This window comes from Photorhabdus thracensis (genome assembly GCF_001010285.1).
In the GTDB taxonomy this organism is placed as follows: Bacteria; Pseudomonadota; Gammaproteobacteria; order Enterobacterales; family Enterobacteriaceae; genus Photorhabdus; species Photorhabdus temperata.
On sequence record NZ_CP011104.1, the window covers coordinates 4631691 to 4651310 of the forward strand.

At 41.3% G+C, this 19620-nt stretch carries 16 protein-coding genes and 1 pseudogene; 10 read left to right on the top strand and 7 right to left on the bottom strand.

Translation table 11 applies throughout. The annotated features are described in order from the left end of the window. Positions 1–170 precede the first annotated feature (170 nt). Entirely contained in the window at positions 171–1016 is an 846-nt protein-coding gene (locus tag VY86_RS20200; RefSeq protein WP_046977003.1) for an alpha/beta fold hydrolase, read from the bottom strand. 913 nt (positions 1017–1929) lie between these two features. Between VY86_RS20200 and VY86_RS20205 the strand changes: the two genes are divergently transcribed. The 4 genes from VY86_RS20205 to VY86_RS20220 all read left to right on the top strand — a co-directional run bounded on the left by VY86_RS20205 (position 1930) and on the right by VY86_RS20220 (position 6853). After that, positions 1930–2460 carry a fimbrial protein gene (locus VY86_RS20205; RefSeq protein ID WP_046976304.1) on the top strand — a complete coding sequence of 177 codons (531 nt, stop codon included), beginning with the start codon at positions 1930–1932 and terminating at the stop codon, positions 2458–2460. Positions 2461–2583: 123 nt separating this feature from the next. Further along, on the top strand, positions 2584–3258 hold the full coding sequence (locus VY86_RS20210; protein WP_052760881.1) for a fimbrial biogenesis chaperone: 675 nt from the start codon (positions 2584–2586) through the stop codon (positions 3256–3258). 42 nt (positions 3259–3300) lie between these two features. Beyond that, positions 3301–5841 carry a fimbria/pilus outer membrane usher protein gene (locus VY86_RS20215; RefSeq protein ID WP_046976306.1) on the top strand — a complete coding sequence of 847 codons (2541 nt, stop codon included), beginning with the start codon at positions 3301–3303 and terminating at the stop codon, positions 5839–5841. A gap of 19 nt (positions 5842–5860) precedes the next feature. Next, positions 5861–6853 carry a fimbrial protein gene (locus VY86_RS20220; protein ID WP_046976307.1) on the top strand — a complete coding sequence of 331 codons (993 nt, stop codon included), beginning with the start codon at positions 5861–5863 and terminating at the stop codon, positions 6851–6853. A gap of 311 nt (positions 6854–7164) precedes the next feature. Here the strand turns inward: VY86_RS20220 and hrpA are convergent. Further along, positions 7165–10881, bottom strand: a pseudogene (hrpA, locus tag VY86_RS20225) (ATP-dependent RNA helicase HrpA); the annotation flags it as partial. A 280-nt stretch (positions 10882–11161) separates the two neighbouring features. On the opposite strand from hrpA, the gene VY86_RS20230 reads away from it, so the two are divergent. From VY86_RS20230 to hslJ, 3 genes are all read left to right on the top strand, one after another. Continuing rightward, entirely contained in the window at positions 11162–11764 is a 603-nt protein-coding gene (locus tag VY86_RS20230; RefSeq protein WP_046976309.1) for an FMN-dependent NADH-azoreductase, read from the top strand. 483 nt (positions 11765–12247) lie between these two features. Beyond that, positions 12248–13252 (top strand): 2-hydroxyacid dehydrogenase, encoded by a 1005-nt coding sequence (locus VY86_RS20235; RefSeq protein WP_046976310.1) that lies wholly within the window; start codon positions 12248–12250, stop codon positions 13250–13252. Positions 13253–13274: 22 nt separating this feature from the next. Continuing rightward, the gene (gene hslJ / locus VY86_RS20240; RefSeq protein WP_046976311.1) at positions 13275–13700 is read left to right on the top strand and encodes a heat shock protein HslJ; all 426 of its coding nucleotides are present in this window, start codon (positions 13275–13277) and stop codon (positions 13698–13700) included. Between the two features lie 207 nt (positions 13701–13907). Here hslJ and VY86_RS20245 read toward each other — a convergent pair whose 3' ends face one another. The 4 genes from VY86_RS20245 to VY86_RS20260 form a co-directional block, all read right to left on the bottom strand. Next, positions 13908–14546, bottom strand: coding sequence for a hypothetical protein (locus VY86_RS20245; RefSeq protein ID WP_023045610.1), 639 nt, complete (start codon positions 14544–14546; stop codon positions 13908–13910). A gap of 210 nt (positions 14547–14756) precedes the next feature. After that, positions 14757–15191: a cysteine cluster protein YcgN gene (locus VY86_RS20250; RefSeq protein WP_046976312.1), complete on the bottom strand. Its 435-nt coding sequence runs from the start codon at positions 15189–15191 to the stop codon at positions 14757–14759. A gap of 21 nt (positions 15192–15212) precedes the next feature. Then, positions 15213–15869 carry a fumarylacetoacetate hydrolase family protein gene (locus VY86_RS20255; RefSeq protein ID WP_046976313.1) on the bottom strand — a complete coding sequence of 219 codons (657 nt, stop codon included), beginning with the start codon at positions 15867–15869 and terminating at the stop codon, positions 15213–15215. Between the two features lie 172 nt (positions 15870–16041). After that, entirely contained in the window at positions 16042–16314 is a 273-nt protein-coding gene (locus tag VY86_RS20260) for a YcgL domain-containing protein (protein WP_021325808.1), read from the bottom strand. Positions 16315–16453: 139 nt separating this feature from the next. Between VY86_RS20260 and minC the strand changes: the two genes are divergently transcribed. The 3 genes from minC to minE are packed head-to-tail and all read left to right on the top strand — an operon-like array spanning position 16454 to position 18246. Continuing rightward, positions 16454–17137 (top strand): septum site-determining protein MinC, encoded by a 684-nt coding sequence (gene minC / locus VY86_RS20265; protein ID WP_046976314.1) that lies wholly within the window; start codon positions 16454–16456, stop codon positions 17135–17137. Between the two features lie 23 nt (positions 17138–17160). Further along, complete coding sequence (gene minD / locus VY86_RS20270; RefSeq protein ID WP_046976315.1) at positions 17161–17973, top strand: septum site-determining protein MinD; 813 nt, start codon at positions 17161–17163, stop codon at positions 17971–17973. 3 nt (positions 17974–17976) lie between these two features. Then, complete coding sequence (gene minE / locus VY86_RS20275; protein WP_023045613.1) at positions 17977–18246, top strand: cell division topological specificity factor MinE; 270 nt, start codon at positions 17977–17979, stop codon at positions 18244–18246. Between the two features lie 198 nt (positions 18247–18444). Here the strand turns inward: minE and rnd are convergent, their stop codons facing one another. Further along, the gene (rnd, locus tag VY86_RS20280; RefSeq protein WP_046976316.1) at positions 18445–19572 is read right to left on the bottom strand and encodes a ribonuclease D; all 1128 of its coding nucleotides are present in this window, start codon (positions 19570–19572) and stop codon (positions 18445–18447) included. Positions 19573–19620: the final 48 nt, after the last annotated feature.

Below are 19620 nucleotides of genomic sequence, written 5' to 3' on the forward strand. Positions count from 1 at the left end.
AATTTGTTTTATTTTTGCCTTGGTTCTGGCATATTTTTTAGGTGTTGTTTTACAAAGTATGTTGTAACTAATTCTATGTTTCTCAGAACCAGTCATCGGAACTGCCCCGTCTGAAAAATTCGCGCCGAAACAAACACAGTTCGAATACCCTGACAGAGACTGGATTGTTCTTAGTTATTCAGTTTATCGCCCCAATCCGCAATCGCATCTGCGGTCTCGATCGGTTTCACAGCAGGCAGCGCATGGCTGGCCCCTTTGATCACAACCACAGTAACGCGGTTACCGAACTCGTTCTTTGCCTCCATCCGCGACTCTTCAGGTCGGAACGGGTCGGACCTAGCTTGCAGATCGAGGATCGGCGCCGTCCCGCCAGCCCACCAATCCTTACGATTAGTCAGCTCGCGCGCCGCAGACTGGCTTTTTACGACATCGGAATGCCAACCCTCAAGCCAAGGTGTCGGATCATTACCTTCCGTGAAGAAGGCAAGCCGAAGCCGCGCCAGTCGTTCCTCGCGGGTGGATTTCGGATCATTAATCACAGTGATCGCATCCGAAAGCTCCGGAGGCCAAGATTTCGCGGCTCCTGCCAGAAGTACTATGCCACGCGTCATTTCGGGGTAATCCGAAGCAATTGTCTTGGCGATCCAGTGACCATAAGCATGACCCACCACGATTGCCTTGCTGCCTTCCGCTGCAATCACTGCTGCAAAATCATCGGCAAAGTCGTGGAAAGTCACGTTCTCCATCGGACCGGTTGACCCCGAGATTCCGCGTGGCTCGGGCAGAGCAACGCGATAGCCACTCATCGCCAGTCGATCCGCGAGCGGTGCGAATTCCGCCGTTCCACGACCGGTTGAGGCGATCATCACAATCAGCGGTCCCTCTCCTCGCACCGAATATTCGATTGATGCCGCACCATTTGTGACGGTTTTCTGCTCTGCTTCCATGGCCGAAACGGGCTGCGCGAATGCGAGTACGACGGCCAATAAGCCCGATACAAAGACGAACTGTTTCATTTTTCCTCCGCTAACGGTGTTGATTACGTTGAGGATTATCCGGACACAAGCCATCCGAAAGGTTTGACATTCATCTGATAGATCCTCCTCAATTTCAGATTGCCGCAACGCCACAGAAAACAGCATCCCTGAGACACAAAAGCCTGCCGGTAAGCGGCAACACGACTCTTCCAGTCCAGAATTCATAGACCAATAAAAGCCAGATGTATAGATTTTATTCCATGGATATGTGTGTCATTTCTCCCCTAACGCAAAACTTCCCCTGCATGTATAACAAACGAGGTATTCAATGTGACCGGAAAAACGATCTTGTGTTGAACAGAATACGTTCGAGATATATTGTAGTTCAAAGCTCATATCAGCAATAAAACAGAAATATAAATATGATGAGTTATAACGTAACTTGATCTAGATAACTTACTCTATCATGTATATACATTCCAAAAAACCAAAAAATAGCAATATGAAACAACAACCTCAAGATAATAAAATAGAAAATAAAGAATAGATTTTTCAGTGCGATATATTAATTGTGATTTATATCACAATTAATTTTATAACTAATTATTAATTAATAAATATTCTTACCCGCCAGCATAATATTTTATTCCATATGATAAATTACAATAGACTTTAAAAAAAATCCTGTCTAGTCATTAATTATAGATAAAAATCTCAAATGTAGCATATTACCGAGTCATTCTTTGGATTCTTCCGAATTAATCGCTATTATCATCCACACTTTATCCTACATAAGAAACGCCAAACAAAACACCGTTTGACCTATGGTTCTGATTATCGGATAAGAGCTTTATAGATACTTACATGCTGTATTGACATTTATACAGTCTCGGTTCAATCAATGTTTCTGTTTCCCTGCCGTAATACTCGCCAGGGCTAGGATCTATTTACAATGAACACTAAACTGATTATTTCATCCTTACTTGCATCTTCTGTATTTATCTCGGTAGCAAATGCGGCAGACGGAAAGATCAATTTTACAGGTAACATCATCGCTAATGCTTGTAAAATCGATACCAATTCTGCAAATCAAAACGTTAACATGGGGACAATTAGCTCAAATGCATTTAGTGGTGTAGATAGTACCGCTGTTGCAACACCTTTTAGCATTAAGATGAGTGATTGCCCACCAGAATATACTCATGCACAAGTTAAATTTGATGGGCAAATAGATAGTAAAAATAGCAATCTTCTGGCTCTATCCAATGATAAAGGCCAGGCAGTCGCCGATGGTGTCGCTATTGGTATCTATGAAGAAGATAATTCAACCCTGATCCCTTTGGCAAAAGCATCCAAACTTCAGGCTTTTACAGATCAAAAAACCGCAGAATTGAAATTTATTGCAAAGTATATCGCTACAGCTCAAGCAATTAGCCCAGGATCTGGGGATGCAGTTGCTAACTTTACTGTTGTTTATAACTAAGACAGGACAAATTTAGAACAAAACTTGCTTCACGTTTTGTTATTAATAAAGCAGTATGGGGCATGGATGCCCATAAATCCCACAGGATAGCGTATAAAAATACGATAAAATGGAGAGATTACCGTGCAATTCCAACGTCTATTAACGATGATATTTGTATATGTTATCAGCATAAATTTTGCTATCGCAGGTGTCGTCATTGGCGGAACCCGTGTTATTTACATGAGTGATAAAAAGGAAGCGTCCATTTCTATAAACAACCCGGAAAAAGATGCACCTTATCTGATTCAGTCTTGGATCCAAGATGAAAACGATAATATGAAAACCCCGTTTATCGTTACTCCCCCAATATTTAAACTCGCAGCAGGCCAAGAAAATATTCTGCGGATTGTAAAAGCAGGGAGTAATCTACCTGAAGATCGGGAATCACTTTTTTGGTTGAATGTAAAGTCTATTCCGACCTCGGTGAAGTCAGATCAAAATCAATTACAAATTACAGTTAAGTCAAAATTTAAATTGTTTTACCGCCCTGCAAATTTGGCAGAAAAATCAAGTACTGCATACAAAGAACTCAAATTCAGAACAGAAAATAATTTGTTGATCGCAGAAAATCCCACCCCTTACTTTATCTCATTCTCTCACCTTAAAATAGATCAACATGAAATAAAACCTGCGGGAATGATTAAACCCTTTAGTCAATTAAGCTGGACTCTACCTGTAAAGAATATAAAGCAAGTAACTTGGAAAGTTATTAATGATTTTGGTGGCGTCACTGCCGAAGAAAAAATAACCATTTAACAAAACAGTCACATTAATTTACTCTATGCTAGAAAGTTAATTATGGAAAAGTACTCACTGCATAAAACTAATAAGAAATCATATGATATTGAACATTCATGGCTCTTATTACCATTATTGATGACAGTTGGAGTATTTTTTTACTCTACTAAAACCTATTCTGAAGATTATTTCAACATCCATGCGTTAGAGACTGGGACTGATTTTGGTTCGCCTGAAGATATTGATCTCTCTATTTTCACACAGAATGACCAACCTCCTGGTATTTATTGGGTAGATATTTATCTCAATAAAGATAAGATAGATACCAGAAACGTAAACTTTATTATGGTAAATAATAAATTGCTTCCTAAACTAACTATTCAGCAATTACAGGATATGGGGGTAAAAATTGATACATTCTCAGAATTAATCAGTTTACCACAAGAAACAGAGCTGTCTGATTTAGGTCAATATATTCCATCAGCAAGCACTTCCTTTAATTTTGGTCAACAAAGGTTAGATATCAGTATTCCACAAGCAGCATTAAACAATCAGGCAAGAGGTTACGTTTCACCTGAATTATGGCAACAAGGATTAACTTCATTATTGATTAATTATAATTATAGTGGTTCAAACACCTGGCAAGATAATCCGTCTGGTTCTACACAAACCAACTATCTGAATCTTCGAACAGGCGCTAATTGGCAAGCATGGCGTCTGCGCAATTATTCCACCTATACCAGCCGCGATAAGAGTTGGAAAAGTATTAATACCTATTTACAACGAGACATTCACCCACTAAAAGGGCAATTAACTCTGGGTGATAGCTTTACATCTTCCTATATTTTTGATGGCGTCCAATTTCGTGGCTTACAATTAGCTTCTGACGATAATATGTTACCAGACAGCTTAAAAGGTTTTGCCCCTACTATCCGAGGAATTGCTCAAAGTAATGCACAGGTCACAATTAAACAAAGCGGCTATATCATTTATCAAACTTATGTTTCACCGGGTCCATTTATCATTAATGACCTTTTTCCAACCACAACAAGTGGAAACCTGGAAGTTATTATTAAAGAAGCCGATGGACAGGAACATCGCTCTACCCAATCTTTTTCCACAATACCTATTATGTTACGGGAAGGAGGCATTCAATATTCAGTCACTCTGGGCCAATACCAATCATCAAATAATCGTGGACGAGAACCTAATTTTACCCAAGGGGCACTAATCTACGGCCTTTCCAATAATATCACTACCTATGGTGGGGCTATCTTTTCAAAAGATTATCAATCAGTTGCTTTAGGATCAGGTTATAATTTTGGTATATTTGGTTCTCTCTCTTTTGACATAACACATGCGAATACCGATTTGCCATCAAATATAAGTACCAAAGGGCAATCTTACCGCTTTCAATATGCAAAAGATCTTTTATTAACAGGAACTAATTTTACTCTGGCAGGTTATCGCTATTCGACACGTGGCTTTTATGATTTTAAAGAAGCCAATGATATAAATAATCCCAATAAAAATGACTGGCATTATCGCACAAATAAAAGAAGCAAATTGCAATTGCATATTAATCAATCTATTGGAGATTTTGGTAGTTTATATCTATCCGCTTTTCAGCAAAATTACTGGCAGCAACATGGCTATGAACGTAATATCAACGCAGGCTATAGCATCAATTATAACAATATTAATTACAGTTTAAATTATACCTATAATCAACTCCCCGACACGAATAAAAATGAACAGCTTTTTTCATTCAGCATACAGGTTCCATTAGATCGCTGGCTAAAAAATAGCTGGGCCAGTTACAATTTGAATACCAATAAAAACAAGGATATTTCCCACCAAGTGGGTTTAAGTGGTACGACACTGGAAGATAATAATTTAATTTATAGTTTACAACAGAGTTATGCTAATCACGGTACTGGAGCTGGCGGCCATATACACACAGAATATAAAGGATCTTATGGTCAATTTAGTGCCGGCTATAGCTATGATAATCATTCCCGCCAGCTGAATTATGGCCTTCAAGGGGGAATTGTTGCTCATCCATATGGCATTACTCTTTCTCAACATTTAGGAGATACACTGGCATTAGTCCGGGCTGATGGCGCTCAAGGAATAAAAATCCAGAATAATGTAGGTATTACCACTGACCGGAATGGTTATGCCGTTATTCCTTATGTCAGCAGCTATCGGAAAAACCGAATTGCACTGGATACCCATTCATTAGCCGATAATGTCGATATTGACGCGAATGCCCAAACAGTCATTCCCACCCAGGGGGCATTAGTCCTGGCCAATTTCAAAACCCGAATAGGCCACAGAGTGCTGATAAATCTTTATTATCAAGAAAATCCGATTCCTTTTGGTGCGATTGTCAGGTTAGAAAAACAAGATGAGATTGATGAAGCAAACAGTGCCATGGTCAGCCATCAAGGGCTGGTTTATCTCACTGGTTTACCCAATAGCGGACAGTTACTGGTTAAATGGGGTTACAAGGATATCCAAGAATGCGTAGCTCATTACACACTGCCAGAAAAAAAACCTTTATCTGGCATTTATACAATAGAAGCACACTGCAAATAACGATTTTTAGGAAAACACTATGCTCAGTACTTATAATAGGTTTAAATATTTGTTAGTTGCCATCATTTTATTTTCTGGTCAGGCAATTATCCCTTATAGTTTTGCTGCTAATTGCCAATTTGATAAAGGATTTAAACCAGAAATCACTAATCTATCTTTTGGAACCTTGTATGTTCCAAGAGATAAACCTATTGGCACCACTATTCACGAATATCGTGCAGATGAATTAGACAATAAAGGTAATGTTTTCTATTGCGATACTAGAATAAATACATCATGGGGATATACAGCCTATAAAAACGCAGATTACAACAAAGATGCTATTTACGAATCAGGTGTTCCCGGTGTGGGTATCAGAATAAATACCTGGGGTCCTGGCTATGGTCTGGACTGGTTACCCCGTATTACCAATGACCCTGTTAGTTGTGACCATTCAGGCCATTGGTATTGCGGTAATACATGGGGTTATTTGACTATTCAGTTGATAAAAATAGCACCGACAACAGGTTCCGGTTTTGTCAAAAGTGATCAATTAATTCAGGCACGGGTAAATGATCGCATCGTTCATACCTACCGTTTAGGTAATACCCGGATTATTACCAAAAGCTGTTCACTGAAAGATACCAATATTACTGTTCCTATGGGCGATATCAAAAAAAGCGATTTTTCCGGTATTAATAGTACAGCAGGAGGAAAAGATTTCGAGGTTATTTTAGATTGTGATGATAATGTTCAAATTCAATTAATGCTTGATGGCAAGAAAGCAAAGAATAGATTAAATCATGTATGGGCACTTGATCAGAATTATAATCGCACAACAGCCTCCGGTGTTGGTATACAAATCCTTTATAACAACCAACCGGTAATTATTCACTCACAAATAAATATCGGTAACAGCTATTCAGGCGGGAAGTACTCTATTCCTTTACGCGCCCGCTATTTCCAGACAGACCGCAATATTACCCCCGGTCAAGCAAATGCAACCGCAACAATGACATTAATTTATCAGTGATAAATAACTTATACTTACGTCTTACGAGTGTTCTTTGAATGATTTTTTCTTCTTTAAGTAGTATTTTTTAAACACTAGCTATTATTAATTTATTGATTTCAAGATGCATCGCGACGGCAAGGGAGTGAATCCTTGGGAGCATAGCTAACTATGTGACCGGGGTGAGCGAGTGCAGCCAACAAAGCGGCAACTTGAAAGATAACGGGTATAGATTTTAGATAAATCTATCCTGCACTCTTGTACGGTACAACTGCCAACTAGGTCATACGTCTTAGCAAAAAGCCACCGCTAAAAGAGGTGGCCTTGCACTATTAAGAAGCAATCTGTTCCATATTCTGCAAAATACGTTTATCAGAGACCGGATATGGCGTACCCAGTTGTTGGGCAAACAAGCTGATCCTTAATTCTTCTATCATCCAACGAATCTCTTGCACCTCAGGTAACTGCTTCTGTTGCAGTGATAATTTCGCCAACCATTGCTGCCACTGCTGCTGAACATTCTCGACACGCCCCATTTGCGTCCGATCCCTGTGTGGATCAATCGCCAATTTTTCAAGGCGGCGGTCAATACCGTGCAAATAACGCAAAACATCCGGCAAACGTTTCCAGCTATTAGCGGTGACAAATCCTTTGAAAACCAAACCAGAAAGCTGCGCTTTGATATCAGATAACGCCAGAGCCAGCGAAATATCAACCCTACCCTTAAGACGTTTATTAATAGCAAAAACAGTAGTGAGTATCTGTTCCACCTGCCTGGCAATTTCCACAACGGTATCATTCAACTCAGCCCGAACCTTATTCTGTAGTTGAATAAAAGTCTGTTCATTCCAAGCCGGTCCACCATTCCCTGCGATCAATTTATCAACGCCACAAGAGATACAATCGTCAATTAAATCCAATACCTTGCCATAAGGATTAAAATAAAGCCCCAATTTGGATTTGTTCGGCAATTTCTCATGTAAGTATTTAATGGGTGAAGGAATATTTAGCAATAACAGACGACGGGTGCCTTCCCACATGGCCGTCTGTTGTTCCAATTCAGTTTCAAACAATCTGATACCGATGCTCTCTTTTTCATCCACCAGCGCTGGAAATGCTTTAACGGAGTAACCTCCACGTTTTTGCTCATATCGTTCCGGTAATTCACCGAAACTCCAAATATGCAGCCCACTCTGTTCAATACCATCATCGGCAACAGCTGAAAGCGTCTCCTGAACTTTCTCTTTCAATCGTACTTTCAACGCAGCTAAATCTTTGCCTTCAGCGATAGTCCGGTTCTTCTCTCCTGCTACCCGGAATGTCATTTTGAGGTGATCGGGCACTTGTTCTAACTGCCAATCATCACGTGACACTGTCACTCCTGTCATACGCCGTAATTCTCCCTCAAGACTATCCAACAAAGTGGATTGAGGTTGAGGTATCCGTTCCAAAAATGCCTGAGCATAGTTTGGCGCCGGTACAAAATTACGACGCACCGGTTTCGGCAATGATTTAATCAGAGCGACGACAAGATCATAGCGAATACCTGGGATCTGCCAATCAAATCCTTCATTTTTAACCTGATTCAGTACCGGCAGCGGAATATGGACCGTCACACCATCGGCTTCTGTGCCCGGCTCAAACTGATAACTAAGTCGTAATTTCAGTGCATCTTGATGCCAATAATTAGGATAATCCAACGCGCTGATTTTATCCGCATCACCTTTGATCAACATATTTTTTTCAAAGTTGAGCAGGTCCGGTTGCGTTCTGTTTGTCTTCAACCACCAACGATCAAAATGCCCCGTAGAAACCACACTCTGAGGTATACGTTGATCATAAAAACTGAACAGGATTTCATCATCCACCAGAATGTCACGACGGCGGGATTTATGCTCCAGCGCCTCAATTTCCTCACGCAATTTCAGATTCGCCCGAAAAAATGCATGCCGGGTTTGCCAGTCACCTTCCACCAGCGCATGACGGATGAACAATTCACGGCAAAGCATTGGGTCAATTTTACTGTAATTAATCAAACGACTCGCCACAATTGGCAATCCATATAAAGTGACTTTCTCCCTAGCCATTGTCGCACCCTGCGATTTTTGCCAATGCGGTTCGCTATAATGGTGCTTCACCAGATGTGTGGCTAACGGTTCAATCCACTCAGGTTCTATCCGCGCAGCAATACGCCCCCACAAACGATTGGTTTCAACCAGTTCCGCAACCATTGCCCATTTAGGTGGCTTCTTGAATAAGCCGGAGCCAGGAAAAATAGAAAAACGAGCATTGCGCGCACCAGTATATTCCTGTTTATCTGTATCTTTTTGGCCAATATGCGATAACAGCCCAGAGAGTAACGAAACATGAATACTGCGATAATCTGCATCCTGACTATTTACCGGCAGACCCACTTCTTTTACAACTTGTCGTAACTGGGTATATACGTCCTGCCATTCTCTGACTCTCAGATAGTTAAGATAATCCTGACGGCAAAGTTTGCGGAATTGCGAAGAAGAAAGTTCTTTTTGCTGCTCTTTCAGGAAATCCCATAATTTCAGGAATGCGATAAAATCAGAATCTTTGTCGGCAAAGCGACGATGTTTCTCATCAGAAACTTGTTGTTTCTCCAGTGGCCTCTCTCTTGGATCCTGAATAGATAGCGCAGAGGTAATTATCATCACTTCACGCACACAACCATGATGACGAGCTTCCAGCACCATACGCGCCAACCGGGGATCAACCGGAAGTTGAGCAAGTTGCCGCCCTATTAATGTTAGGCGGTAATTACCCTTCACCGTTGCGTTCTGGTCAATCGCCCCAAGCTCTTCCAAAAGCCGGACACCATCCTGAATATTACGTTTATCAGGTGGTTGCACAAATGGAAATGCGCCAATATCCCCAAGGCCAATTGATGTCATTTGCAGAATGACCGATGCCAGGTTAGTCCGCAGAATTTCCGGATCAGTAAACTCTGGCCGTGAAAGGAAATCATCCTCCGAATACAGGCGAATACAAATCCCGTCAGATACACGTCCGCAGCGCCCTTTCCGCTGATTAGCCGATGCCTGGGATATTGGTTCAATCGGCAATCGCTGGACTTTCGTCCGATAACTGTAACGACTGATACGTGCATATCCGGTATCAATCACATATTTAATTCCCGGAACAGTCAAAGAAGTTTCTGCCACGTTAGTTGCCAGCACAATTCTGCGGCCGGCATGTGACTGGAAAATCCGGTTCTGATCACTGTTAGAAAGACGCGCAAACAGCGGCAATACTTCGGTATGACGCAAATTCAATTTATTCAAAGCATCGGCTGTATCACGAATTTCCCGCTCACCACTCATAAAGACCAGAATATCCCCAGGCCCTTCACGGCCCAGTTCATCAACAGCATCAATAATTGCTTCAAGCTGATCCCGCTCTTCATCACTGTCTTCGGCTATTACAGGCCGATAACGCACCTCCACCGGATAAGTTCGGCCTGAAACTTCAATAATGGGCGCATGATGAAAATGACGGGAAAAACGTTCAGGATCGATAGTCGCTGAAGTGATGATGACTTTCAGATCAGGGCGTTTTGGCAATAGCTGACGCAAGTAACCCAAAATAAAATCAATATTCAGACTACGTTCATGCGCCTCATCAATAATGAGCGTGTCATACTGTTTAAGCAGCCTCTCATTTTGCAGTTCCGCCAGCAAAATACCATCTGTCATCAACTTAACCAGCGTTTTATCACTTATATGATCACTGAAACGGACTTTATAACCTACAGCTGAACCCACTGAGGTTTCCAATTCTTCCGCCAGGCGATTGGCAACCGCGCGAGCAGCCAGCCGCCGGGGTTGAGTATGACCAATCAATCCTTTTATTCCCCTGCCCAATTCGAGGCAAATTTTGGGGATCTGCGTTGTTTTACCCGAGCCGGTTTCGCCAGCAATAATGACAACCTGATGATCACGAATAGCTTTGTAGATCTCATCTTTCTTCTGGCTGACAGGCAAGTTTTCTGGGTATTTGATTGTTGGACAAACGGCCTGACGATTAATGATTTTCTGAGACTCTTTCACCTTATCTTAGTCCTTAGTGACTTATTACTTTGCTGATTAGCCCGTTTTTGCTGATGACATAGTAGCATATCCTCTTTATTGGCAATAATTTCAGCGAGTATTCCTGCTGCTGTAATCAGTACGGATAAATGTTATTCAATAAATTTGAACACTAATCTCTAAATATTGATCTATTACCAGAAGATAATAACTCATAGAATAACTGTATTGCGATTAACAAGTGAACGAACAAAAGTTAATTTAAGGAATAAAAATGAGTAAAGTTCTGGTTCTGAAATCCAGCATTATGGCGCAGCATTCACACACTAACCAAATGGCAGATTTCTTTATTGAAAAATGGCAAGCTAACCATGCTGACGATAGCATCACAATACGTGATCTGGCTGCACAACCTATTCCTGTTCTGGATAACGAACTGGTTCATGCATTACGTCCAAAAGATGATGAAATGACGGCCCGTCAGAAAGAGGTATTAGCGTTATCTGATGAACTTATTGCGGAATTGCAGGATCATGACATCATTGTTATGACTGCACCTATGTACAATTTTCACATTCCAACCCAACTGAAAAACTATTTTGACTTAATAGCCCGTGCCGGCGTCACTTTCCGTTATACCGAGAATGGTCCTGAAGGTCTGATAAAAAGCAAACGCGCAATTATTCTGACTAGCCATGGGGGAATTCATAAAGATGGGCCCAGTGATCTATTAGTACCTTATTTACGCCTGTTCCTCGGCTTTATTGGTCTTACTGATGTGGAATTTGTGTTTGTTGAAGGTGTAGGATTAAGCCCTGATGCCGCAAATCAAGCGCAACAAACTGCCCGTGAAATTCTGGAAAAAATGACTGCCTGATAATTACACTCTATTCATACATTACCTATATATTATATTGCTGCATTTTGCGCACCTCCCGGTGCGCTTTTATTTCTTCAACCATGTAGTCCCTTATCGATATGAGTATCAGAACACCCTATTTCCCTGAGGTAACCAGAGGCCCTGGATAACCAATGGAGAATAGAAAACCAAGCCGTCAGCATCAGCAACACCAACGGCATCAGAACCATAATGAATATTTTTAACACTTTGATTATCAAATCATTGCCTCTCCTTATTAAACCTTAGATCGGTTACTTCTATTGTTATTCCATAATTTAGTAGATACATCTCAAACTAAGATATTGATTATTAAGAGAATTTTGTTGAAGATATAGGGAGATAACAAGCAATACCCCTATAGCGTTACTTAATTTATCGGTTTATTTAAACCTTTACGTCAGCAATAATTTAAGCCCTAAACAATTTATTAGCTACTTAAATTATGACGGAGATAATTCCATGAAATTAGTCGTTTACAGTACCAAACAGTATGACCATAAACATCTGGAGCTGGTTAATCAAAAACTCGGGTTTGATTATGATTTTGAGTTTTTCGATTTTCCTCTTAGCTCAAAAACCGCCAAAAATGCTATCGGTGCAGATGCTGTTTGTATTTTCGTTAACGATAATGCTGATCGTGAAGTGCTTGAAGAATTGGCTGGAATGAATATAAAAATCCTCGCACTACGTTGTGCAGGTTTTAATAATGTCGATTTGGACGCAGCTAAAGAATTGGGCATTCAGGTTGTACGGGTTCCAGCTTACTCTCCAGAAGCTGTTGCTGAACATACTATTGGGTTAATCCTGTGCTTAAACCGCCGTATTCACCGTGCTTATCAACGCACCCGTGACGCCAATTTCTCTCTTGATGGCTTAATTGGTTTCAATATGCACAACCGTACAGCGGGAATTATTGGAACAGGTAAGATTGGTATCGCAACGCTACGTATTCTTAAAGGGTTTGGCATGCGCCTGTTAGCCTGTGATCCATACCCAAATCAAGCTGTTTTGGATCTCGGTGCTGAATATGTCGATCTGGATACGCTATATGCGCAATCCGATGTGATATCTCTTCATTGTCCGCTGACATCAGAAAACTATCATCTGCTGAATGAACTTGCTTTTAGCAAAATGAAAAACGGCGTCATGATCGTCAATACCAGCCGTGGCGCTCTGATTGATTCCGTAGCCGCTATTAACGCATTAAAGCAACAAAAAATTGGCGCTCTGGGTATGGACGTTTATGAAAATGAACGCGACCTCTTCTTTGAAGACAAATCTAATGACGTGATTCAGGATGATATTTTTCGTCGCTTGTCTTCATGTCATAACGTGCTGTTTACCGGTCATCAGGCATTTCTGACAGAAGAAGCCTTGACCAGTATCAGTGAAACTACGCTGAGAAATATCCAGCAATTAATCAACGGGAAAAATTGCCCGAATATTGTTAGTAAGTACCCTTAAAATAATATATTAGGAGATAAATATGAAAAAAATACTACCTTTGGCAACTGCGACTTTATTGTTAGCCACATTCCAAGCATCAGCAGTAGAAAACGTGTCGATCGATGATTTACAACATCACAGATTTGTTCTGGTAAGTGTTAATGGCGAAGACGCGAAAAATCAAGATGGTCGCGTACCATCCATTGAATTCGGTGAAAAAATGCATATCTCTGGCTCCATGTGTAATCTCTTTATGGGTCAAGGCAAACTGAAAAATGGTGTACTGACAGTTAAAAACCTGGCCAGCACTCAAATGCTTTGCTCTGATGATAAGTTGAACAAATGGGATTACCTGATTGGTAAAGTATTAGCTGATGGAGTCAAAGTCACGCTGAAAGATCAAAAGCTGATCCTGTCCAATCATGACAATAAACTGGTTTATAAACTGAAGGATTATGTCCAGTAATCAGAAAGTAAGTTAGTTTCAGGTGCCGGAAAGCGCTTTCCGGCACTTCTAGATATACATATATTAACAATAAACCTACGGTTGGATTAACCTCGCCATCTGAACTGTTCTACAGAGGTATGTCATCAATTTGACAAGAAAAAGCCGCAACTAAGCGGCGTGTGTGGCAAAACCCATAAGAAGTTAGAATTGTTTTCTATTAATTCACTATTTATTAGGAAGCCTAATCTTGGAAATAATGGCTAACCTATCCATATAATATTCTGCATCACCCCACAACCAACTCTGCTCTTTACCAACATCATCCTCAGTTAAGATATTTCTCAGTTCACAAGTCATAACATCATAACCGTAAACATAAAGCCCAAACTGTAATGCTTCATACATTCGAGCTTGCCAAAAAGAGATATCGTCTATTATTTGATTGACGTTCGAGGCAGCGACATCATGGGTTCTAATCAGATAGTGAAAAAAGATTTTAGCTGCTAAATCACTTAAACCCGCTTTATGTTTTGGTTTCTTCGTTCTCCACACAAGAGTTTGCGACGCAGGACGACAGTTAAGCACCAAGTCATTCATCACAATAACTTTGTTGTAATAAACAACTTCCTTAGCGTCGTCGCTGAGTAGCGCCAATTCAAAATGGGGCTCATCTATATCCAAATCTAACCGGCTATCAACTCTAACCAATCGGTAGCCTGGTGGAAGAATGAGTTCATCCACGTCATTCACAATATCAGTACCAGAGGAATCAAAAACATCATACAGGGTACGGTTAAGCTCTGGCTCATTCAGGTGGCTGAAATCATTGGTAATTTTTTCTATGTTTTCCGAATGTCTTGGCATATTTTATGCTTCCTCTAATAAACCACAGGTTTAATTACCTTTAGGTAATAGTATAGATGCAATTATATACAATCAACCTTTAGTTTATTTTCGGTGGATACATGTACTGGATAACTTAGTTTTAGGACCAAATCCCATTTGGATGAAGATACTCCTCGCAACATAAGAGTAATAGAAAAATAATTTATTAAATTACAGTCAGTTAAATCATTATTCAGGTTTATTAATGATATGGTCTTCCCATTCCACAACATCAATTTCCCGCACAGCGATATGCCTGACAGAGATTCTTTCGCTATGCATTGCTGATTTAGACCCTCTAATTAGTGGATGCCAGGGTAACAATGCCTTCCCCTCTGCAAGTAAACGATATGCACAAGTCATTGGCAACCATTCAAATGTTGGCAAATTGTAGCGGGTCAGTTTGATACAGTCCGGCTCATATCTAAAACGGTCTTCGTAATTTTTGCATTGACAGGTTTTTATATTGAGTTGATTACAGGCAACGTTAGTAAAATAAATTTCATCGGTATCATCATCCATTAATTTATGCAGACAGCATTGTCCACAGCCATCACATAACGATTCCCATTCTTTGTCCGTCATCTGATCCAGGGTTTTTACCTGCCAGAAAGGTTGAGACATAACTTCTGCTATTCCTTATATTTAAATCACCCTTGTAGTGAGTGCATTATCATTCAAAGTAATCTTTAATACATCACCGGATTCCAGTGCTCCGACGCCTTCAGGTGTCCCGGTAAGAATCACATCTCCTGGCCGCAAAGTGAAAAAGTGAGACATATGACTGATCAGAGGAATGATGGGGGTCAACATGTCATTGGTATTACCGTTCTGCCGTAATTCATCATTGACCGTCAATGAGAGCTGGGCATTTTGTGGATCGCCAAAACTGCTCATCCGAATGAACCCGGATATCGGACAAGAACCATCAAACGCCTTACTTTTTTCCCACGGCTGACCTGCTTTCTTGAATTTTGACTGCAAATCACGCAAGGTAAGATCCAATGCGACAGCAAAACCGGCGATCGCGATGCCAACACGCTCTTGATTTGCTTGTTTCAGCTGTGTACCAATCAATACAGCCAGTTCAACTTCATGATGAACAGCACCAAAATCTTTTGGAATCGCAATCGGTTGATGTATATCACACAGTGCAGTTTCCGGTTTAATAAAAATGAGCGGCTCTTCCGCTGGCTGAAAACCCATTTCTTTAACATGTTTAGCGTAATTACTGCCAACGCAAACAACTTTATTAACTGGAAGATCCAGTAATGCGCCCTGCCAGTCTCTGTGCTGATACATACTCATTCCTCACTCTGGTTTATCAGGCATACCTCTGATTATAGCATTTATGCGCCACCCTATCAGCCATAACTCAACATAAATGGGAAAAAACACCACACCCGTTAATATTGCAGTGGTTAATAAAACTGCAATAACGGTTAATTTCACTCACCAAATCTTCGGATTTTTCTTATTTTTTCATCTGTTCCAGATGTGCATTCATTAAATTTTCGGCCGGAGGTGGGATTTGCAGGTAAAAACCCTGTTCAATTAACGATATTTTTACTTTTTCTATATCAGCACCCGCCAGTTTCTTTCTGTCTGCCAGGGAAATCATCATTGCGTATTGAGGCTGACCAAAACTTCTTAGTAACTCTTCAGGAACACGAGAAAAATTATCTCTTTTTTCAACATAAAGATATGTTTGCTCCCGTTTAGGACTTCTGTAGATCACACAAATCATTATAATAAACTCTTTTAAATTAAGACCACGACTTGCTTGAATAATTTAGTAATTATAACATGCTTATTGTATTTCGAAATATCGTATCCCAGATGTTGTTCTGGGGGATCTCAAATTTGCTGAATCTGAGTCAGGATAGATGTCACAGTCGCCAATTGAGCTAAAAGGCAGTAATTTTACGCTTTCAGTTGTTCATTTACACAATGACCAACCGGAAATTATCCTACAGGCCCTACAGGAAAAAGTGGAACAAGCACCGGATTTCCTGAAAAATGCGCCTGTTGTCATTAATATCTCCGCTCTGCCGGCAGACGCGGATCTGAAAGCGCTGCATCATGCTATTGATTCAGCAGGATTCCGGGTTGTCGGAATTAGCGGTTGCCGTGATGAGCAGCAACGCAGGGCGGTAATAAAAGCCGCCTTACCATTGCTGAATGAAGGCAAAAAACAAAAAGCTTCGGCACAGGAAAATAAACCAACAGAACCTACTGTAAAAAAAACCCGCATAATTAATTTACCTGTTCGCTCAGGGCAAAGAATTTATGCGCAAGGCAGTGATCTTATTGTCACCAGTAATGTCAGTGCCGGTGCCGAATTGATTGCAGACGGCAATATTCATATCTATGGCATGATGCGTGGCCGGGCATTAGCCGGCGCATCTGGTGATCAGGAATGTTTGGTTTTTTGCACCCATTTAAACGCTGAACTCATCTCTATAGCCGGGCAATATTGGCTCGGCGATAAAATCCCGACTGAATTAGCAGGAAAAGCCGCAAAACTTAGCCTGGTAAATAATGAATTAACTATTGAACCTTTAATCTAGCCCTTTTAATAAGGAATCGCTTCATGGCACGCATTATTGTTGTTACATCAGGTAAAGGTGGCGTTGGCAAAACCACTTCAAGCGCGGCCATTGCTACCGGCCTTGCCCAAAGAGGTAAAAAAACCGTTGTTATCGATTTTGATATCGGTCTGCGTAACCTCGATCTGATTATGGGATGTGAACGCCGCGTAGTTTATGACTTCGTGAACGTTATCCAAGGGGACGTCTCGCTTAATCAGGCATTAATCAAAGATAAACGTACCGAGAATCTTTACATCTTGCCGGCATCGCAAACCCGCGATAAAGACGCGCTCACTCCTGAAGGTGTTGAGAAAGTTTTGGTCGATCTGGATAAACAAGGTTTTGATTTTATTATCTGTGATTCTCCGGCAGGGATTGAAAGTGGTGCGTTGATAGCACTCTACTTTGCTGATGAAGCGATTATCACAACGAACCCTGAAGTCTCTTCTGTACGTGATTCAGATCGTATTCTGGGTATTCTGGCCTCTAAATCGCGACGTGCTGAACGCGGTGAAGATCCCATTAAAGAGCATCTGCTACTAACTCGCTATAACCCAGGCCGGGTAAGCCGTGGTGATATGCTCAGTATGGAAGATGTTCTGGAGATTTTATGCATTCCTTTACTTGGTGTTATTCCTGAAGATCAATCTGTACTGCGTTCATCCAACCAAGGGGAACCCGTCATTCTGGATACGGAATCCGATGCAGGAAAAGCGTATACAGATACTGTTGAGCGTCTATTGGGGAAAGAACGTCCTTTCCGTTTTATTGAAGAAGAAAAGAAGGGCTTCTTAAAACGCCTATTTGGGGGATAAAACATGGCCTTGCTAGATTTCTTTCTGTCGAGAAAAAAAACGACAGCAAATATCGCTAAGGAACGTCTGCAAATCATCGTGGCAGAGCGTCGCCGTGGTGATTCTGAACCGGCTTACTTGCCTGACATGAAGCGGGATATCCTGGCGGTAATCTGTAAGTATATACAGGTAGATCCTGAGATGCTCTCGGTACAATTTGAGCAGAAAGGTGATGATATTTCTGTGCTGGAGCTTAATATAACGCTACCTGAGACAGAAGAAGCTCAAAAATAACGTGGGTAAACCGTGCTGTTTTATCATTAATCACCATCAAAGTAACCAAGCTCATTATGTGACTGCCTGAGATGGGGTAACCCTAAACGGGGCCCCCGCTCTTTCACGCTTTAGTCTGACATCAGAGTGACTGTTCTCCGCCCTGTCAAGGGCTTACAGCGGTTTTTGCTAAAGCAGTCGCTCTCATCTAATATTTAGTTAATCAGGATAGTTCGCCAGAATCTCTGCGACTGGCCCAGCCAGCAATTCTCCCCGCCATCCACTAAGCAGTTCAGGTTTGCCATTTAATTGCTTCAATTGCCAGTGAACACTGAGTAACTGATTAATCTGACGACGAGATGCCAGTAATTCAGAATTAAACCGATGCTGTTCACTTATCTGATTAATCAGCACCTTAATATCCTTAAACGCTTTACGATAACCAGGTTGATCAATCAGATTTGTCACCAGTGGAGGGCATTCGCTTTCTGGGATATTTCCGCTTTCGGCAACCATTGCCAACAGGCGGCGTCCATGACAGCGAATCTCCTGCCCACTTAACCCCAGCGCATCCAATTCTGCCAAAGAGGTTGGCATATAACGCGCCACCTGCCATAAGTTTTCTTCACGAATAACAAAGTTCACAGCTAAATCACGCTCTCTGGCCTGATTCAAACGCCATGCAGCCATTTTTTTTAAACACGCAAGCTGTTGAGGACGTAATTGACAGATATTGCCTATCTGTTTATAAGCGCATTCCGGTGTCAATATCTCTTTGCGACGTCGGCTGATAAGCTCACACTCACCCATTGCAGCCTTCATATACCCAGCCTGCTCCGTCGCAGTCATCAGAATATCAGCCAAAGGCAGCAGATAATAAACATCCGCCGCTGCATATTCACACTGCTTTTCACTTAACGGGCGGGCAAGCCAGTCGGTGCGAGATTCGCTTTTGTCCAACTCGACCTGGAGATATTCAGCCACCAGCGCGGCAAAACCACATGACAGAGGGTGTCCGATAAACGCAGCCAAAACCTGAGTATCAATCATGGGTTCCGGCAAACATTGAAAAGCATTCAGAAAAACTTCCAAATCCTCACTGCCAGCATGTAACAGCTTCAATATCTGAGGATGAGTAATTAATTCACGAAAAGGTTGCCAGTTGGTGATATTAAGTGGATCTATCAGAGAAAGCTGTTCGCCATCATACAGTTGTATCAAACCTAATTGTGGGTAATACGTCCGCGTGCGTACAAATTCAGTATCTAATGCTACTTTTGAGTATTCTTTTGCTCTTTCGCAGACTTGTTGCAACTGAGCATCTGTGGTGATCAACTGATAATTCAAAACATAGTTCTCTTAGCCATTTCATGGAATAAGCACGACAACGCCGGC

Excerpts from the sequence above, each read along its gene's own strand:
- hslJ (WP_046976311.1), top strand. The coding sequence starts at position 13,275 with ATGAAAAAAATACTACCTTTGGCAACTGCGACTTTATTGTTAGCCACA.
- VY86_RS20205 (WP_046976304.1), top strand. The coding sequence starts at position 1,930 with ATGAACACTAAACTGATTATTTCATCCTTACTTGCATCTTCTGTATTT.
- VY86_RS20200 (WP_046977003.1), bottom strand. The coding sequence starts at position 1,016 with ATGAAACAGTTCGTCTTTGTATCGGGCTTATTGGCCGTCGTACTCGCA.
- VY86_RS20245 (WP_023045610.1), bottom strand. The coding sequence starts at position 14,546 with ATGCCAAGACATTCGGAAAACATAGAAAAAATTACCAATGATTTCAGC.
- minD (WP_046976315.1), top strand. The coding sequence starts at position 17,161 with ATGGCACGCATTATTGTTGTTACATCAGGTAAAGGTGGCGTTGGCAAA.
- VY86_RS20235 (WP_046976310.1), top strand. The coding sequence starts at position 12,248 with ATGAAATTAGTCGTTTACAGTACCAAACAGTATGACCATAAACATCTG.
- VY86_RS20215 (WP_046976306.1), top strand. The coding sequence starts at position 3,301 with ATGGAAAAGTACTCACTGCATAAAACTAATAAGAAATCATATGATATT.
- minC (WP_046976314.1), top strand. The coding sequence starts at position 16,454 with ATGTCACAGTCGCCAATTGAGCTAAAAGGCAGTAATTTTACGCTTTCA.
- VY86_RS20255 (WP_046976313.1), bottom strand. The coding sequence starts at position 15,869 with ATGTATCAGCACAGAGACTGGCAGGGCGCATTACTGGATCTTCCAGTT.
- VY86_RS20260 (WP_021325808.1), bottom strand. The coding sequence starts at position 16,314 with ATGATTTGTGTGATCTACAGAAGTCCTAAACGGGAGCAAACATATCTT.
- VY86_RS20230 (WP_046976309.1), top strand. The coding sequence starts at position 11,162 with ATGAGTAAAGTTCTGGTTCTGAAATCCAGCATTATGGCGCAGCATTCA.
- minE (WP_023045613.1), top strand. The coding sequence starts at position 17,977 with ATGGCCTTGCTAGATTTCTTTCTGTCGAGAAAAAAAACGACAGCAAAT.
- VY86_RS20220 (WP_046976307.1), top strand. The coding sequence starts at position 5,861 with ATGCTCAGTACTTATAATAGGTTTAAATATTTGTTAGTTGCCATCATT.
- VY86_RS20250 (WP_046976312.1), bottom strand. The coding sequence starts at position 15,191 with ATGTCTCAACCTTTCTGGCAGGTAAAAACCCTGGATCAGATGACGGAC.